At 38.1% G+C, this 16,685-nt stretch carries 15 protein-coding genes and 5 tRNA genes; 1 reads left to right on the top strand and 19 read right to left on the bottom strand.

What is annotated here, in order from left to right; genetic code table 11:
- Positions 1-3: 3 nt before the first annotated feature.
- The 17 genes from LDX58_RS11135 to LDX58_RS11055 all read right to left on the bottom strand — a co-directional run bounded on the left by LDX58_RS11135 (position 4) and on the right by LDX58_RS11055 (position 13,676).
- Positions 4-1,437 (bottom strand): peptidoglycan DD-metalloendopeptidase family protein, encoded by a 1,434-nt coding sequence (locus tag LDX58_RS11135; protein WP_227936917.1) that lies wholly within the window; start codon positions 1,435-1,437, stop codon positions 4-6.
- A 263-nt stretch (positions 1,438-1,700) separates the two neighbouring features.
- A tRNA-Thr gene (locus LDX58_RS11130) sits at positions 1,701-1,773 on the bottom strand.
- Between the two features lie 5 nt (positions 1,774-1,778).
- Positions 1,779-1,854: transfer RNA gene (locus LDX58_RS11125), tRNA-Phe, on the bottom strand.
- 21 nt (positions 1,855-1,875) lie between these two features.
- A tRNA-Asp gene (locus tag LDX58_RS11120) sits at positions 1,876-1,952 on the bottom strand.
- Positions 1,953-1,971: 19 nt separating this feature from the next.
- Positions 1,972-2,046, bottom strand: a tRNA-Glu gene (locus tag LDX58_RS11115).
- 13 nt (positions 2,047-2,059) lie between these two features.
- Positions 2,060-2,135, bottom strand: a tRNA-Lys gene (locus LDX58_RS11110).
- A gap of 334 nt (positions 2,136-2,469) precedes the next feature.
- Positions 2,470-3,756, bottom strand: a complete 1,287-nt coding sequence (locus LDX58_RS11105) for an adenylosuccinate synthase (RefSeq protein ID WP_227936916.1) — start codon at positions 3,754-3,756, stop codon at positions 2,470-2,472.
- Positions 3,757-4,043: 287 nt separating this feature from the next.
- A complete protein-coding gene (gene dnaB / locus LDX58_RS11100) occupies positions 4,044-5,408 on the bottom strand; it encodes a replicative DNA helicase (RefSeq protein WP_227936915.1) in 1,365 nt (454 codons plus the stop codon).
- Between the two features lie 306 nt (positions 5,409-5,714).
- Positions 5,715-6,158 carry a 50S ribosomal protein L9 gene (rplI, locus tag LDX58_RS11095; RefSeq protein WP_227936914.1) on the bottom strand — a complete coding sequence of 148 codons (444 nt, stop codon included), beginning with the start codon at positions 6,156-6,158 and terminating at the stop codon, positions 5,715-5,717.
- 2 nt (positions 6,159-6,160) lie between these two features.
- Positions 6,161-8,125: a DHH family phosphoesterase gene (locus tag LDX58_RS11090; RefSeq protein WP_227936913.1), complete on the bottom strand. Its 1,965-nt coding sequence runs from the start codon at positions 8,123-8,125 to the stop codon at positions 6,161-6,163.
- 11 nt (positions 8,126-8,136) lie between these two features.
- Entirely contained in the window at positions 8,137-9,072 is a 936-nt protein-coding gene (locus LDX58_RS11085; RefSeq protein WP_227936912.1) for a YybS family protein, read from the bottom strand.
- 238 nt (positions 9,073-9,310) lie between these two features.
- Entirely contained in the window at positions 9,311-9,544 is a 234-nt protein-coding gene (gene rpsR / locus LDX58_RS11080) for a 30S ribosomal protein S18 (protein WP_227936911.1), read from the bottom strand.
- Positions 9,545-9,611: 67 nt separating this feature from the next.
- Complete coding sequence (gene ssb, locus LDX58_RS11075; RefSeq protein WP_227936910.1) at positions 9,612-10,106, bottom strand: single-stranded DNA-binding protein; 495 nt, start codon at positions 10,104-10,106, stop codon at positions 9,612-9,614.
- 25 nt (positions 10,107-10,131) lie between these two features.
- Entirely contained in the window at positions 10,132-10,419 is a 288-nt protein-coding gene (gene rpsF / locus LDX58_RS11070; RefSeq protein ID WP_227936909.1) for a 30S ribosomal protein S6, read from the bottom strand.
- Between the two features lie 493 nt (positions 10,420-10,912).
- Positions 10,913-12,013 (bottom strand): redox-regulated ATPase YchF, encoded by a 1,101-nt coding sequence (ychF, locus tag LDX58_RS11065; RefSeq protein WP_227936908.1) that lies wholly within the window; start codon positions 12,011-12,013, stop codon positions 10,913-10,915.
- Between the two features lie 232 nt (positions 12,014-12,245).
- Positions 12,246-12,443, bottom strand: a complete 198-nt coding sequence (locus LDX58_RS11060) for a DUF951 domain-containing protein (RefSeq protein WP_227936907.1) — start codon at positions 12,441-12,443, stop codon at positions 12,246-12,248.
- 216 nt (positions 12,444-12,659) lie between these two features.
- Positions 12,660-13,676, bottom strand: coding sequence for a YkvI family membrane protein (locus LDX58_RS11055; protein WP_227937196.1), 1,017 nt, complete (start codon positions 13,674-13,676; stop codon positions 12,660-12,662).
- Positions 13,677-13,896: 220 nt separating this feature from the next.
- Here LDX58_RS11055 and yyaC point away from each other — a divergent pair, with 220 nt between their 5' ends.
- Positions 13,897-14,550, top strand: coding sequence for a spore protease YyaC (gene yyaC, locus LDX58_RS11050; protein ID WP_227936906.1), 654 nt, complete (start codon positions 13,897-13,899; stop codon positions 14,548-14,550).
- A 77-nt stretch (positions 14,551-14,627) separates the two neighbouring features.
- On the opposite strand, the gene LDX58_RS11045 is transcribed toward yyaC, so the two are convergent.
- The gene (locus LDX58_RS11045) at positions 14,628-15,329 is read right to left on the bottom strand and encodes a DUF554 domain-containing protein (protein ID WP_227936905.1); all 702 of its coding nucleotides are present in this window, start codon (positions 15,327-15,329) and stop codon (positions 14,628-14,630) included.
- A gap of 21 nt (positions 15,330-15,350) precedes the next feature.
- A complete protein-coding gene (locus tag LDX58_RS11040; RefSeq protein ID WP_227936904.1) occupies positions 15,351-16,499 on the bottom strand; it encodes an aminotransferase class V-fold PLP-dependent enzyme in 1,149 nt (382 codons plus the stop codon).
- Positions 16,500-16,685 lie beyond the last annotated feature (186 nt).

The raw sequence follows: 16,685 nt of genomic DNA, 5'->3' as shown, positions 1-16,685 counted from the left end.
TTATTAATTCAAAAAGTCTTTTGGATTTTTCAATTGACCATTTTGATAGACTTCAAAGTGTAAATGAATGCCTGTAGAGTTTCCTGTATCACCCATTACGCCAATTTTTTGACCTTTGGTTACGGTTTGTCCTACTTTAACATCAATTGACGCCAAATGAGCATACACCGTTTCCATCCCATTATTGTGGTTAATTCGAACTAAGTTCCCGTAACCACCTTGATAACTCGCTGATGTTACCTTCCCGTTATCGGCAGCTAGAATATTATAATTGCTAGGTCTAGCAATATCAATCCCTTTATGGAACCTTCCCCAACGACTACCTTGGTAACTTGAGATATACCCTCCAACAGCAGGCCAGCTTAACTGGCCAGAACCACGAGACGGCATTTCTTTTGTCCCTTTTGTAATAACTTTCTTTACAGGTTCGTTTGTTACCTCTTCAGAAATCACTTCACGTTTTACTGTTTTTCCATTTTTTTGAGTTGTTTCATATGTCGTTATTTGTGAGCCAGTCTGACCTTCTTGTGTAACTTTATTGTCGCCCTTCCACATTGAGTCATCCTCTTTTATTTCTGTTTCAAACGCAATTTCCTCTTCTACTTTACTCAGATGAGTCGAGAGAACTTCTACTAATGGCTGGTACGCCGTTACTTGTAGTTTTTGTCCAATACGAATAACACTATCAGCACTTAAGTCCTCGTTCAACTCTAATAATTTTGCTGTCGTTAAGTCGTGTGCACTTGCAATTGAGCCTAATACATCGCCTTCTTTTACTTGATATGGCTTTTCTTCAAGTACTCCCTTATTAAGCTTTTTAATTGCATCCTTTACGGAAAGAATCTGATCAGGGTCAACCAAAATGGAATCTTCTGTTATGTCTTCTGTTAAAGTAATATCTATTACTAGCGTTTCTCCAACCTCTAACGTACTTTCGTCTATGCCTTCTAGATATTGCTCATATTTTTGCTCATCCATATATTGTGTAATTAACAGGTCCATGACTTCTTTTACATCTTCTTCTGATCCTAAATAAACAGCTGGCTCTTCATTAATCATTAGAGCCATTGATTCTGCTTCAATCGTTAACTTCTCTTTTAATGTTGGCAGTACATGCTCATCGTCTCTTCCTTCTGTAAAAATAAATTCAGGAATAATTTTTACTTTCTCCGAAACTTGTAATGTTAGACCAGGAAAAAGTTCTTCTGAAGTCTCAAGTAATTCATCAATATAAGAGTAAACAGGTTGATCATCTAATAAGCTACCAATATGTTCGTTATTTATATATACATGATAAATCGTATGTACAGATGGTTTATTTTCAGCTGATGCAAATGTCGCATATACTCCAAAAATAAATGTTAGAAATAAGATAGCCACACATGTTTGAATATATTTATTTTGGGGTATCGAATTATAGATAGAGTTTCTATTCATTTTTTCCTCCTACTTAACACACTTTTAGAAGGCGTGTTAAATGAGCCATTAATTTTTTAATATACTAGACTATCGTCTTTTTTCACAATAGCCTCTAACCTTATTCATTCTAACATAATCTGCTAAAATATGACTTAATCTATTAAATTGATAATAGATTGATATTATCTTGTAACATTCCTGTCACATCACTGGTTATTTTAGGGAATTATGTCGTTTTAAACAAATTAAAAAATCCGCATGGAATTCCACACGGATTTGAGTGCCGGCCAGAGGACTTGAACCCCCAACCTACTGATTACAAGTCAGTTGCTCTACCAATTGAGCTAGGCCGGCAAAAATGGTGGCTCAGGACGGAATCGAACCGCCGACACATGGATTTTCAGTCCATTGCTCTACCGACTGAGCTACTGAGCCACATTTTGTATTTCATTTAAATGGCGGTCCGGACGGGACTCGAACCCGCGACCTCCTGCGTGACAGGCAGGCATTCTAACCAACTGAACTACCGGACCATTTAATTTTAAGAAGATATGGTGACCCGTACGGGAATCGAACCCGTGATACCGCCGTGAAAGGGCGGTGTCTTAACCGCTTGACCAACGGGCCACTTGTGAAAAAATGGTGAGCCATGAAGGATTCGAACCTTCGACCCTCTGATTAAAAGTCAGATGCTCTACCAACTGAGCTAATGGCTCTTCTTATTTAAACCTCAATTAGCTCATGTCTATTTACTAAGATCTAAAAATCATCTCAAAACATTTCCACTCTACTACCTGAAGTTTTCTTGTTACTAGAAAGCTTGTTCAGCTCTTAGCGACAAGATTTATATTAACATAGCTATTTTAAATAAGCAAGCATTTCTATAAAAATAATTTAAAAATAAAAAATAAGGGAGAGTGCAAATCAACGAGGCTACTAAAAAAGGGTCGGTTTTCGAGGCCACTGAAAAAGGCTGGTTTACTTTTTTCAGTACCTTCCGATTTTCACCTTTTTCAGTGGCTTCAAGTCAAATTGCACTCTTTTATCTCATTACGCAAATACTCCACGAATTAAATTCGTTTGGTTACGATCTGGTCCTACAGAAAAAATTGTTAATGGAATTCCCGATAACTGAGAAACACGTTCAATATAATGACGTGCATTTACCGGAAGTTCACCTAATGATTTAACACCTGTAATGTCCTCTTCCCAACCTGGAAGCTCTTCATAAACAGGCTCACACTCAGCAAGAACTTTAAGGCTTGCTGGGAAATGCTCCATCACTTCACCACGATACATATAAGCCGTACAAATTTTTAACGTTTTAATCCCTGTAAGAACATCAATAGAATTCAAAGATAAATCTGTAATTCCACTTACTCGACGCGCATGACGAACGACAACACTATCAAACCAACCAACACGACGTGGACGACCTGTAGTTGTGCCATATTCATTACCAACTTCACGGATTAAGTCTCCTATTTCATCATGTAACTCAGTTGGAAATGGACCATCACCAACGCGAGTTGTATAGGCTTTTGAAACACCGACAACATGATTGATTTTTGAAGGTCCTACTCCAGAACCAATCGTTACGCCGCCTGCAATAGGATTGGAAGACGTAACAAATGGATATGTACCTTGATCAATATCAAGCATTACTCCTTGAGCTCCTTCAAACAATACACGACGGCCTTCATCTAAGGCATCGTTTAAGACAACAGAAGTATCAACCACATACTTCGCCACTTGCTGACCATATTCAAAGTATTCTTCAAGGATTTCTTCTTTGGTGAAGCCTTCCACTTCATAATACTTTTCGAACATGCGATTTTTCTCTGCTAAATTGCGCTCAAGTTTTTCTTCAAATACTTCTTTATCAAGTAGATCAGCTATACGAATTCCGATTCGAGCTGCTTTATCCATATAAGCAGGTCCAATCCCTTTTTTGGTCGTACCAATTTTATTAGCACCTTTACGTTCTTCTTCAACAATATCTAATTTCAAATGATAAGGAAGAATAACATGTGCACGATTACTAATTCGAAGATTACTTGTATCGACATTACGCTCATGCAAATAAGCTAATTCTTCAACAAGGGCCTTAGGATCAATAACCATTCCATTTCCAATGACACAGGTTTTATCTTTATAAAAAATCCCCGATGGAATTAAGTGAAGTTTATATTTCTCTCCACCAAATACGATGGTATGTCCTGCATTATTTCCACCTTGGTAACGAGCAACGACCTCTGCTTTTTCAGAAAGATAATCTGTAATCTTTCCTTTTCCTTCATCGCCCCATTGTGTACCCACAACAACAACTGATGACATGTAATGCACCTCCACATTAACTACTAATAGCTAATTAATTATTTCCAAAGCCATTGATAAGTATACCAACTACCAATTTACTCGTCAATGCAAAACACGAACAATTGTATGATAATATTATCGTTTTGTTCGTTTAAAATTCAATTTTTAGTCGCACCTTGTCCAATACCCTCGCAAAAAATGGTGACACTATAAAAAGGATAACTTATAAAAGTACCGATTAAACAAGAAAAATCTTTCTTATTTTAACCAGTTAACTCATTTCTATAAGTTATCCTTATAATCATTTAAGCACCAGGTGGCATATCACGCTCATCATGTCTTCGTTCTAAATTAACAAATTTATTATATTCTTTCACGAAGGCCAGTTCAACCGTTCCAACTGGACCATTACGTTGCTTTGCAATAATAATCTCAATGATATTTTGATTTTCCGTTTCCTTGTCATAATAATCATCGCGATACAAGAAAGCAACGATATCGGCATCTTGCTCAATACTTCCTGATTCACGGATATCAGACATCATCGGGCGCTTATCCTGTCTTGATTCAACACCACGGGACAGCTGAGATAAGGCAATAACCGGCACTTCAAGTTCACGTGCGATTTGCTTTAATGTACGCGAAATTTCTGATACTTCTTGCTGTCTGTTTTCCCCACTTTTTCCGTTTCCTTGAATCAACTGGAGGTAATCAATCATAATCATCCCTAAGCCTTGTTCTTGTTTGAGACGGCGACATTTCGCACGGATGTCATTTACTCTTACTCCAGGTGTGTCATCTATATAAATGCCCGCTTTCGCTAGGCTCCCCATTGCCATCGTTAACTTCTGCCAATCCTCTGAATTAAGGGCACCTGTTCTCATTCTTTGTGCATCAATGTTCCCCTCAGCACAGAGCATACGTTGAACAAGCTGACTAGCACCCATCTCTAAACTAAAGATCGCTACATTTTCTCCTGCCCGAGTCGCCACATTCTGCGAAATGTTTAAAGCGAAGGCCGTTTTACCAACGGAAGGACGAGCAGCTACAATAATAAGATCATTTCGTTGAAATCCGGCTGTCATCCGGTCTAACTCAACAAATCCAGTAGGAATTCCTGTAATATCCCCTGTCTGATTTTGAAGTTCCTCAATTTTATCATATGTCTCAATAAGAACATCTTTGATCGAGATAAACGCACTTGTATTTTTACGTTGAGACACATCTAAGATCGTTTTTTCAGCTTCTACAAGAATCGTATCGACTTCTTCTTCACTGGCATACCCGTCTGCTGCAATATTCGTGGCTACTTTAATTAATCTTCTTAAAACGGACTTTTCTTCAACAATGCGACTATAATAATCGATATTGGCTGCTGTTGGAACCGCATTGGCTAAATCACTTAAATAAGCAACTCCGCCAATTTCATCAAGCCATTTATGATTTTGAAGTTCTGATGTTACCGTGACAAGATCAACTGGTTCTCCCTTTTCAGCTAAATCAAGCATCACTTGGTATACCCGCTGGTGAGCAGCACGGTAAAAATCTTCAGGTAAAAGACGTTCTGACGCTGTCACAAGCGCTTCATCTGCTAAGAAAATAGCTCCTAAGACTGCCTGCTCAGCTTCAATATTCTGTGGTGGCGTACGATCTGCAAACAAGTCACTCATGCTATTTCTCCTCTCATAGAATGATATATTTATCGCTTTAACAGTTCGAACTATATCATTTTCTTTCAGTTGTGAGTTAATGTTAATACATTTTTCTTAATAACTCTCAAGACGAAAAACACAGCTCCCACCTTTGCAATGGCTCCACTCGCTGCGCGCCTGTTTTGAGAAGTGCACTCAAATCAGGCTTAAAATCCTGCAGCGGTTCCGCTCATTGCTTCGAGAAGATATAAAAGGTAAAATGCGACCTTTTATATCTTCTCGAACAAAAATGGCTGATACTTAAATCAACCATCTGTTTGAAAACTATTCTTCTACTACGTTGACTTTCACTGTTGCGATGACATCTGGATGAATTTTAATCGGTACATTCGTATAGCCAAGAGCACGAATCGGTTCATTCAGTAGGATCTTGCGCTTATCTACCTTTTTCTTCATCTTCTTGAGTGTCTCGGCAATTTGTTTTGTAGAAATAGCTCCGAACAATTTTCCACCTTCACCAGATTTAGCTTTTATTTCTATAGTCAATGCCTCTAGTTCTTCTTTATAAGCCTTTGCTTGTTCGAGCTCTTCGTCAGCTTTCTTTTGTTGACTTTTACTTTGTGCTTCTAAATTTTTTAAGTTTCCTTGTGTAGCTGCAACTGCAAGGTTGTTAGGCAACAAGTAATTTCTTGCATACCCCTCAGAGACATTTTTCGTTTCTCCTTTGTTGCCTTTTCCTTTTACATCCGCTAAAAATATAACTTGCATATTTATTTTCCCCCTTCTAAATAATCATCTATCGCCTCTTGAAGTTGGTGTTTTGCTTCTTCTAAACTCATTTCTTCAAGTTGCGTTGCTGCATTAGTTAAATGACCTCCACCATTTAAACTTTCCATAATCAATTGTACATTCACTTCATTTAATGAACGAGCACTAATGCTAATAATGCCATCCTTCCTTTTGGAGATGACAAAGGACGCTACTGTTCCTTTCATCGATAAAAGGGTATCAGCTGCTTGCGCTATAATAATTTGGCTATAGGTTTCTTCTTCATCTGCCATCGCAATCGCTAATCCCTCACGATAGAATTCGGCTGTTTCGATTAGTTTAGCACGCTTCACATAATGCTCCAAGTCTTCTTTTAATAAAGTCTGGACCAATGCCGTATCTGCTCCATTTGAGCGTAGATAGGAGGCAGCATCAAATGTTCTAGCACCCGTACGAACAGCAAAACTTTTCGTATCAACAATAATCCCTGCCAATAGAGCCGTTGCTTCGAGTCGGTCCATCTTTAACATTTTCGGCTGATATTCTAATAGTTCTGTTACTAACTCAGCCGTTGAGGAGGCATATGGCTCCATATAAACAAGAACAGGATCTTTAATGAATTCTTCTCCACGACGGTGGTGATCGAGGACGATAATCCGTTCTACTGCATCTAAGAGCTTAGGTTCAATTACAAGCGATGGCTTATGCGTATCGACGACAATTAATAACGTACCAGGTGTTACTTCTTCTAAAGCTTCATTTGGGGTAATAAATTTTGACCAGAGATCATCATGATTTTCCACTTCCTCCATTAACTTCTGAACATCATGATTAATATCATGATGATTTAAAATAATAGAAGCTTCCTTATCATTGACGTCTGCTATTTTTTGTACACCGATTGCAGCTCCAATCGCGTCCATATCTGGATTTTTATGTCCCATAATAAAGACTTTCTCACTTTCAAGAACGAAGTCACGTAACGCATGCGAAATCACACGTGCTCTAACTCTTGTTCGTTTTTCAAGTGCATTTGATTTTCCCCCAAAGAACGTCACTTTCCCATTCTTTCGCTTGATTGCTACTTGATCTCCACCACGTCCCAGTGCTAGGTCAAGACTCGATTGGGCTAATAACCCTAACTCTCTAAGGGAATTTTCTCCTGTACCAACACCTACACTTAATGTAATCGGAACATTTTCTTTCGCTGTAATTTCACGAATTTGATCAAGAATGTCAAACCGATTAGCCTCAATTGCTTGTAAAGCTTTCATATTCATGACTGCCATAAAACGGTCTGATGCCGTTCTACGCAAAAAGATCTCATTGTCATTAGCCCAATTATTTAAGGCTAGCGTAACTTGGCTCATTAAACGGCTACGAACTTGATCTTCCATACCTTGGGTTACTTCGTCATAGTTATCGAGATAAATAAGAGCAATAACGGTTTGAGCTTCCTCATAGCGTTCTTTCGTTTCTTCATTTTCTGTTATGTCTTGAAAATAAATTAATCGTTCGTCTAACTCTAACGTTACATGATAAGTGAATCTACCGATTTGAATAGTTTTTGAAGTCTCATCACTTTCAATTAACTCATCCAGTTCCTTACTAACTTCTTCAAGATTCTTTCCTATAACATCATTTGCTATAAAAGAAGAAATATAAGGGTTTCCCCACTGGATCACGTGCTCTTCATTAAATAAGATAATCCCAATAGGTAACTTAGTCACAGCGTCTTCCCCTGCTTTAGCGACTCGATAAGAAAGAGTTGAGATGTACTGTTCTAAATCACGTTCAAAAGCAATCCTTGCCTGAATAGCGTATATCGCAATTACGCCAAGCATGAATAGACCTATCACACCAATTTGCCATTGATACCATGTTAAAACACCTGTGAAAATGATAGCAGCAACAAAGAGGATGATGAAGTGGTAGCCGTGCCACCGTTTCAGTAAGAACTTTGGCATAATGTCAGCTCCTATTTTTTCTGGCTTGTTATACGCTTACGTAAGTCAAAGCCTAAATCAATAATTCCGATAATTCGTACTATATATAAAAGAGGTGGAATCATAATAGCTATAGCAACTATAAGGATCGGCACTGCTTTCGCTACTTTTTTTAGATGAAAAAAGTAAAATATAACAGCAAAACCTTGTACGGCAATAATAACTTCAAGTAACGGCAAAAGGTTCCAAATGATAAGGAACATTGTCGTTCCTTCTTCTGCTCCTAGCATAGCTAGAATTAAAATAATTAAATAGTACCAAAGAAATGATTTAGGAAATTGCCAATTTCGAAAAGCAGGCAACGCATTAACCTCATGCCCTAAACGCCTTAAAACTAAATAACTAATTAATTTTGTCATAACAGCTAGGATAATCCCTACTACAACGATCATAACAGGAGCAAGATAAATTAGATTATCAATCATTTCCATCATAGCGGTTATTTGCTCATCGCCTTGCCCAAATGACCCTAATGTACTATCGGCAAATTCAAGTTGTTCTTTTGTTAGATCTGCAGCTAATTGCATTGGATTTTCACCAATAACTAAGACCATTATTAAAAAAACAAGGAGCATATTTAAGGTATAAACTAATCCCGCACCAATTAAGACTGAAAACCCTGATAATGACCGGCGATATAACTCTCCTATTACAAGACCGGCACTACCAAAAATAAATGCTGTTGGGACGGTAGCGATTCCTCCTATTAGAAACGCTAATAAAAGCGCAACCGTCCAAAGCATAAATCCCGGTTTTAACCCTCTTCTTAGTGTGAAGAGTATAAATGGAAGGGGTAATGCAAAAACAGTTATAATACCTATAAATGGCACATAGGTCGTTATTAATAATAGTATGGCAAAAACAGAGGCCAAGAGAGCACCTTCTGTTAATGTTTTTGTATTTTTCACATAGACACCTCTTTTAAGAAACTTATCCTTGTCTATTTTAGCGCACTTACTCTTAAAATTAAAGTTTTGGTGCTAGACTAATGCAATATCTTATCAGAAAAAACGGGAAAGCGTTCTTTCCTTCTCTTCAAATAGGCTTTCATACTTTGTCGAAACCATCCTAATTCACTCGAATGTTAAACTTTCCTATCTTTCAAAATAAAGAAAAGACACAGTGATAAACACTGTGTCTTAACGTTTAGTTTACTTCGTTAACGTAAGGCAATAAAGCGATTTGACGAGAACGCTTAATTGCAATTGTCAATTGACGTTGATACTTAGCTGAAGTTCCAGTTACACGGCGAGGTAAGATTTTACCACGCTCAGAAATGAAACGTTTAAGAAGATCAGTATCTTTATAATCGATTTTCGTAATTTTGTTTACTGTAAAGAAACAAACCTTACGGCGCTTTGGACGACCACGACGAGCCATTAGACAGCACTCCTTTCGAATATTGTTTTATCAAACGAATCTTTTAATCCTTGTTAGAGAGAGGTCGTTAGAACGGCAAATCATCATCCGAAATATCGATCGGCTTACCGTCATTTGCAAATGGATCATCATTGAACCCACCAGATGAACGGTTTTGATTATGGTTCTGCTGCTTCCCAAAGTCATTCCCACTAGGACCAGGACTACCAAAATCATTTCCTTGCCCTTGATTAGAATTGCTTCCACGAGGCTCAAGGAATTGAACACTATCAGCTACAATTTCAGTAACAAAGACACGTTTGCCTTCGTTATTGTCATAACTACGTGTTTGGATTTTTCCATCTACACCAGCTAAACTACCTTTTTTTAAATAGTTAGCGACATTTTCTGCAGGTTTACGCCAAATCACACAGTTAATGAAATCTGCATCACGTTCCCCTTGCTGGTTAGAAAATGTACGGTTTACTGCCAGTGTAAAATTGGCAACTGCGATACCATTTGGTGTGTAACGCAGTTCTGGGTCACGTGTTAAGCGCCCAACTAGCACGACTCGGTTTAGCATACGTACCCCTCCTAGGTTTAATTATTTATTCTTCGTCTTTTGTAATAAGAACACGAATAACATTATCGTTGATCTTAATAAGACGGTTAAATTCTGCAATCGCTTCTGAGTTAGCTTGTACATTTAGTAGTACATAGAAACCATCAAGAAAATCGTTGATTTCATATGCTAAACGACGCTTACCCATCTCTTTCACCTTTTCGATTTCAGCACCATTTGTAGTTAAAACGTTGTTAAAACGCTCAATAACTTCTTTAGTTGCTGCTTCTTCTAGGTTTGGAGCGATGATGTACATTATTTCGTACTTACGCATTCCGGTCCACCTCCTTTTGGTCTAGCGGCTCCATTATTGGAGCAAGGAGCAAAACTCATATACCTTGAGTCTTTGCACTCGCATTACTAGAGTATAACAGAGACGAAATGAGGCTGCAAGTCATTTTAAAAACTATTTAGTTAAAGCCTCCTTACTTGTGATGAAATTGATACTACTAAATTTCGTTTAGTGTTGCATTAGGTTGAAGATAAACGATGTAAACAGTAGATTTGATTAGACGACCATTTTGAGAGTTTACCTTTGTAGGAACTTCAAAAGTACAAGGAGAATTCAAAGCGGAAAGATTGGGGAATTTCTCAAAAGTAGAAAAAGCATTTACGTTGCTATAAACACATCATACAAGAAACAATAGACCTTTAAAAGTGAATTGTCAGATGATTTATCGTATTTTTTGAAATTCTAATAGTTCAAGCATTTTTCAAAAGGAAAAAACAGACTGGTTCATTAACCAATCTGTTTTACAAAGTCATTCTTACACATTAAAACGAAAATGGATGACATCGCCATCTTGAACAATGTACTCTTTTCCTTCTAAACGGACTTTTCCCTTTTCTTTCGCAACTCCCATTGAACCAGCTTCAACTAAATCTTCATATGAAACAATTTCTGCACGGATAAATCCACGTTCGAAATCCGTGTGAATGATTCCAGCTGCTTGAGGGGCTTTTATCCCTTTTCGGAATGTCCAAGCTCTTACTTCTTGTACACCTGCAGTGAAATATGTTTGCAAACCTAATAGTCCATATGCTGCACGGATTAATTGATCAAGTCCTGATTCTTTAATCCCTAATTCTTCTAGGAACATTTGCTTTTCTTCGCCATCTAGTTCAGCAATTTCTGATTCGATTTTTGCACAAATGAGAATGACTTCACTACCTTCAGCAGCTGCGAAATCTTTAACTTGTTTGACATAATCATTGTCTTCAAAAGCAAGTAAATCCTCTTCACTGACATTCGCAACATAGAGAACAGGCTTACTCGTTAACAAGTGAAGACCTTTCACTAGTTTTTGTTGTTCTTCTGTAAAATCAATGCTACGAGCAGGCTTTTCTTCTTCAAATGCATCACGAAGAAGTTCCAGCACCTCTAACTCAGCTACTGCTTCTTTATCTTTTGCTTTTGCCAGCTTCGCCACACGTGTAATACGCTTTTCAATCGATTCAAAATCAGCTAGAATCAACTCCAAATTAATGACTTCTATATCACGCAGAGGATTTACTCCACCGGATACATGAGTAATGTTATCATCAGCAAAACAACGCACCACATGAGAAATGGCATCAACTTGACGAATATGAGAAAGGAACTTATTCCCTAGACCTTCACCTTTGCTTGCTCCTTCGACAATTCCTGCGATGTCGGTGAATTCGAACGCTGTTGGAATGGTTTTCTTAGGTTCTACAAGCTCCGTTAGCTTTTGCAAGCGATAATCAGGAACCTCAACAATTCCTACATTTGGGTCAATCGTACAGAAAGGGTAGTTTGCTGATTCAGCTCCAGCTTGTGTAATTGCATTAAATAAAGTTGATTTCCCTACATTTGGTAAACCAACGATTCCAGTAGTTAAAGCCACTCTTTCTCACTTCCTTCTTCTATTTTCAAATATTCATGATAATTTAAGGTAATAACATACCAATTATAGAGATTAGTATTCAAAAAGACAAGGCAATGAAGAGGAAAATCCCTTCATTGCCTTTTTTAATAGCAAAGAAATTATAAACTTCGAGTGAATTCAGAGTGGATTTCAATGAGGTATGAAAGCCTCATTGAAGAAGAGAAAAAAACGGCTAACACCCTTTTTTCTCTTAGTCCGCACTATGCTCAAGAATCTTCTTTATTTTCTTCGCAAATTCCTTCCGAGGTAGCATGACACTATGCTGACAACCAAGACATTTAATACGGACATCCATTCCCATCCGAATTATCTTCCAACGGTTTTCCCCACAAGGATGCTGCTTCTTCATTTCTACAACATCATGGAGAGCAAATTCTTTATTGGTCATGCGAAGTGCCTCCTTTACCTACAATCTATATGGTTGTTATTATACACGAAAACAAAGGAACGAGTCGAGGAACCAACGAACAAAAACCCTACGAAAGAATTATTTTTTATTTATTCGCAACTGCCTCTATCTTCTCTAGCAAGTATTAAAAAACCTCTCAACTCTACCGAGCACAATTGTTACTCACACTTAAACTAGTTGATATTTATCAGACTACTACAATGAACGATGATTCATAATAGGGTACAACAGCAACGAAGCTAGTACAAATAAATTCAAAACTCCATAGAGTGGATAAAGGATGGCGATAAGGGTCGAAAATCCAAAAGTCGTTAAAGGCGCCATGATTGCAATTAAAAACAAGGCAATGAGCCATGCTGGTCCTTTTAACCAAGCTCGTGCACGTGATAACAGTCCAAATACCCCAGCAGCCGCCGTCGTGTATATCGCTAGCCATAACAAAGCAGACATAATAAGCATCATGTAATAAGGATAATGTTTTAAAATAGCAAAGAGTGGGATTTCATAAAGCATGATATCACTTGCTACTTGAAGCAACGATTCATTGTATAAAAAAGAAATAGATCCGAGTATCAACCCACTCCCTACACTCGCTACCCAAATCTCGCCTTTATGCTTGATCTCACTTCCAACGGCTCCAAGTATAGCAATTAGAGGTAGGATGTTTAGAGCGGTGAAAGTTAACGCTGAAGGCCAATTGTGTTGAGCATCTATTTTGAATTGAATTGGAAAGCCTTTTAATGATTGAAAGGCGAGTAAAATGGCAATTAAAAACACAATGAGAATGGGAATAATAAACGCATTCATCGACGTCATCCCTTTAGTATCCCAGAGAAATAAAATGACGACCATTCCCCCAATAATAACGGTTCCAAGCCAATAAGGAACATGAACGACCTCAAGCGTTGCTCCACCACCAGCAAGCATAATAACAGTCGTTGAAAACAAATAAATAATAATCATCACATCATAAACTTTGGATAGTTGTTTTCCCATTAATTTATTAAGAACCGGTAAATAGTGTTGAGATTGATTTTTATAACTAATTGACATAATTACCCCAACGCAAACGGTAAAAAGAATAGTAAAGAGAATAATTGCTAGTCCACTTTCAGCTCCGAAAAACTCCCAAAGTTCTCTCCCTGATGCGTATCCAGCTCCTATCATTGTTCCAATAATGAGAAACATCCATTTTAAACCGTTCCCCCACATAAGATCCTCTCCTCGTCTTTTATCTGTCCTTTTCATAGAAAGGACTAGTTCCGTCCGTTGCCTCATCTATGAAAAACCTCCATAACAGGCTAAGTCTTGCAGCAGTTCCTCTCATGTCTTGCGGTATTAGAAAAAATAAACCTTTTCAATAACCTCATTTATGTATAGAAAGGAAAAAAGTTCCGTATACTATTACTACTATGGTAAAGGAGGCGATGTTATGAGTACAAACCATCGTCTGTTTGGAAAAAACATTCCACCATTACGCGTTCATATGGAGGAAGACGGTGCAATCGAACAGTTAAGTGAACATTTATTCCAAATGACAGAAACTCATGTCAAACGTGATTTAGTCATTGTTTGCATCGGAACTGACCGATCAACTGGTGATTCATTAGGACCCTTAATCGGCTCTAAATTAGAAAAAAAGACTCTTCGTCGTTTTCATGTATACGGAACATTAGAAAACCCTGTCCACGCGGTTAATCTTGAAGAACGCATCGCCGAAATTAAAATGAATCATTATCGTCCTTTTATCTTAGCCATTGATGCTTGTCTTGGACGTATGACGAGTGTAGGGAAAATTTCACTTGCTGACGGACCTGTCCAACCTGGAGCAGCTGTTCAAAAGAAATTACCAGCTGTCGGAGATATTCATATGACTGGCATTGTTAATATTGGAGGAATGATGGAGTACTTTGTCCTCCAAAACACACGCCTTCATACGGTTATGCAAATGGCTGACACGATTGCCACATCAATTAAATCAACTGATGGCCGCTTACCTGATCTTGCACCAACTACTTCCCTATTACGTTCGCTTCGCCTGAAGCCACACATCCAATTACGTGCCAAAAATGAAACATCTATGTAGTTAATCACTATGCATTCACTTTAATTTCCCATAAAAAAAACCTATGTAGACGTTATTAAGTCTACATAGGTAAATTCTCAAATGAAATATAACGCTGTTACTAAACCCGCTACAACGATAATACTTGGAAGCAAATTAGCTACACGAATATGAATAACTCCTAAAATATTAAGTCCAATTGCTATAATCATCACTCCACCAGTAGCCGTCATCTCAGTAATGAACGTATTCATCAATAGTTCTGGTACAAACTGATTAATTTGAGTGGCAAGAAGAGCAATCCCTCCTTGGTAGAGAACCACTGGTATCGCTGAAAAAATAACACCTACCCCTAAAGTTGAAGTGAAAATAATCGCTGAAAACCCATCTAGCATCGACTTAGTGAATAACACAGAATGATCTCCTCTTAATCCACTATCCAAGGCACCAAGAATAGCCATGGCACCTACTACATAAATTAAAGTAGCGGTGACAAACCCTTTTGCAACCGAGCCATTTTCCTGTGCTCCTACCTTTGTCTCAATCCATGCCCCTAATCGATTTAAACCGCCCTCTAAATCCACTTTTTCTCCAATAATTCCGCCTAAAACTAAACTTCCAATGACAATTAAAAATTGTTCACTTTTAAGTGTCATTCCAATTCCTAAAACAACAACGGCTAGAGCAAGAGCCTGCATAATTGTTGTTTTCATTTGTTCTGGTATATTCCTCACTAGTAACCCTATTAATGAGGCACCAATGATAGCCAACCCATTTACAATCGTTCCTGTTAAAACCATTCTCCTACTCCTTACTCAACCTCAAAATGCCTTACTTATCTCTTTTAATGCCTCTACCAATTTATCGACTTCCTCTATTGTATTATAAGGTCCAAAACTAATACGTACGAGTCCTGATTCACTTGTATGCAAAGTTTCATGCGTCTTAGGAGCACAGTGTAAACCTGCTCTCACAGCTATTTGATAGTGTTCATCAAGTATCATGGCAAGCTCATGACTTTCAAGTCCGTCTAATGAAAAAGGGATAACCGCGACTCTTTTCGTTACATCATTGGGCCCAAACACGCTTAATCCAGAGATTTGCATTGCCCCTTTTAAAAACTGCTCCATTAAATTCTGCTCATGCTGCAAAATGTTTTCTATACCTAATCTATTTATTTCATCAATTCCAGCAGCTAAACCAGCAATTCCCGGGGTATTCAACGTTCCTGCTTCATACCGATCTGGCCATTTTAACGGTTGGTGCGGCAATTCGGAATAGCTACCTGTACCTCCTACAACTAAAGGTATTAATCCAAAATCTTCTTTTGAGATTAATACCCCTGTCCCCTGTGGACCTAGTAAAGATTTATGTCCCGCAAAAGCAAGTAAATCAATCCCATCATTATCGATATTTATCATCATGGTTCCGGCCGTTTGCGATGCATCGAGAAGAACAACAATTTCTTTTGAACGAGCTAGTTTACTAACTTCACGAATAGGTACAAGTGCTCCGGTTACATTTGATGCATGAGAAACAGCAAATAATTTCGTTTTTGAGGTGATAGCAGCTTCAAAAGCTGCCACTGTAATGAGACCGTCCTCATTTGGTTCTATATATGAAATTGAAATTTGCTTTTCTTGCGCTAATTTCTCTAAGGGACGTATGATCGAATTATGTTCAAACTTTGTTGCCACAACATGGTCACCTACCTGAAAAGGAAACCCTATTAGGGCTTGATTTAAAGCCATTGTCGCATTTTGATAAAACCAAACATGCTTACTATTTGGAGCTCCAAAAAGATAAGTTACTTTTTTTCTAGCTTCATCAATAACTAATCTCGCCCGCTCCGCTAGTTGATGCCCTCCTCTTCCAGGATTGGCACTATATTGACTAACAGCTTCATACATAGCATCGGCAACAGTCTTAGGTTTTGGGTAGGATGACGCTGCATGGTCGAAATATATCATTTTATATGGTTCCTTTCATCTTTTAGTAGCGTGTTCTGTAAAGGTCATGGTGTCCTTCTCTATTATCTTGTTTCGTTCCTGAATTAGAGCTATAGGAAAAAGGTGAAGAGCGACCTTTTTTTATTTGATTTTGTTCTAGTAAATGAAGTTGCAATGGCTCCGCTCGCTGCGCGCCTGTCGCGAGAA

It is taken from the genome of Alkalihalobacillus deserti (assembly GCF_020734105.1).
Lineage (GTDB): Bacteria > Bacillota > Bacilli > Bacillales > Bacillaceae_D > Halalkalibacter > Halalkalibacter deserti.
This window is presented reverse-complemented; position numbering and strand designations above follow the sequence as displayed.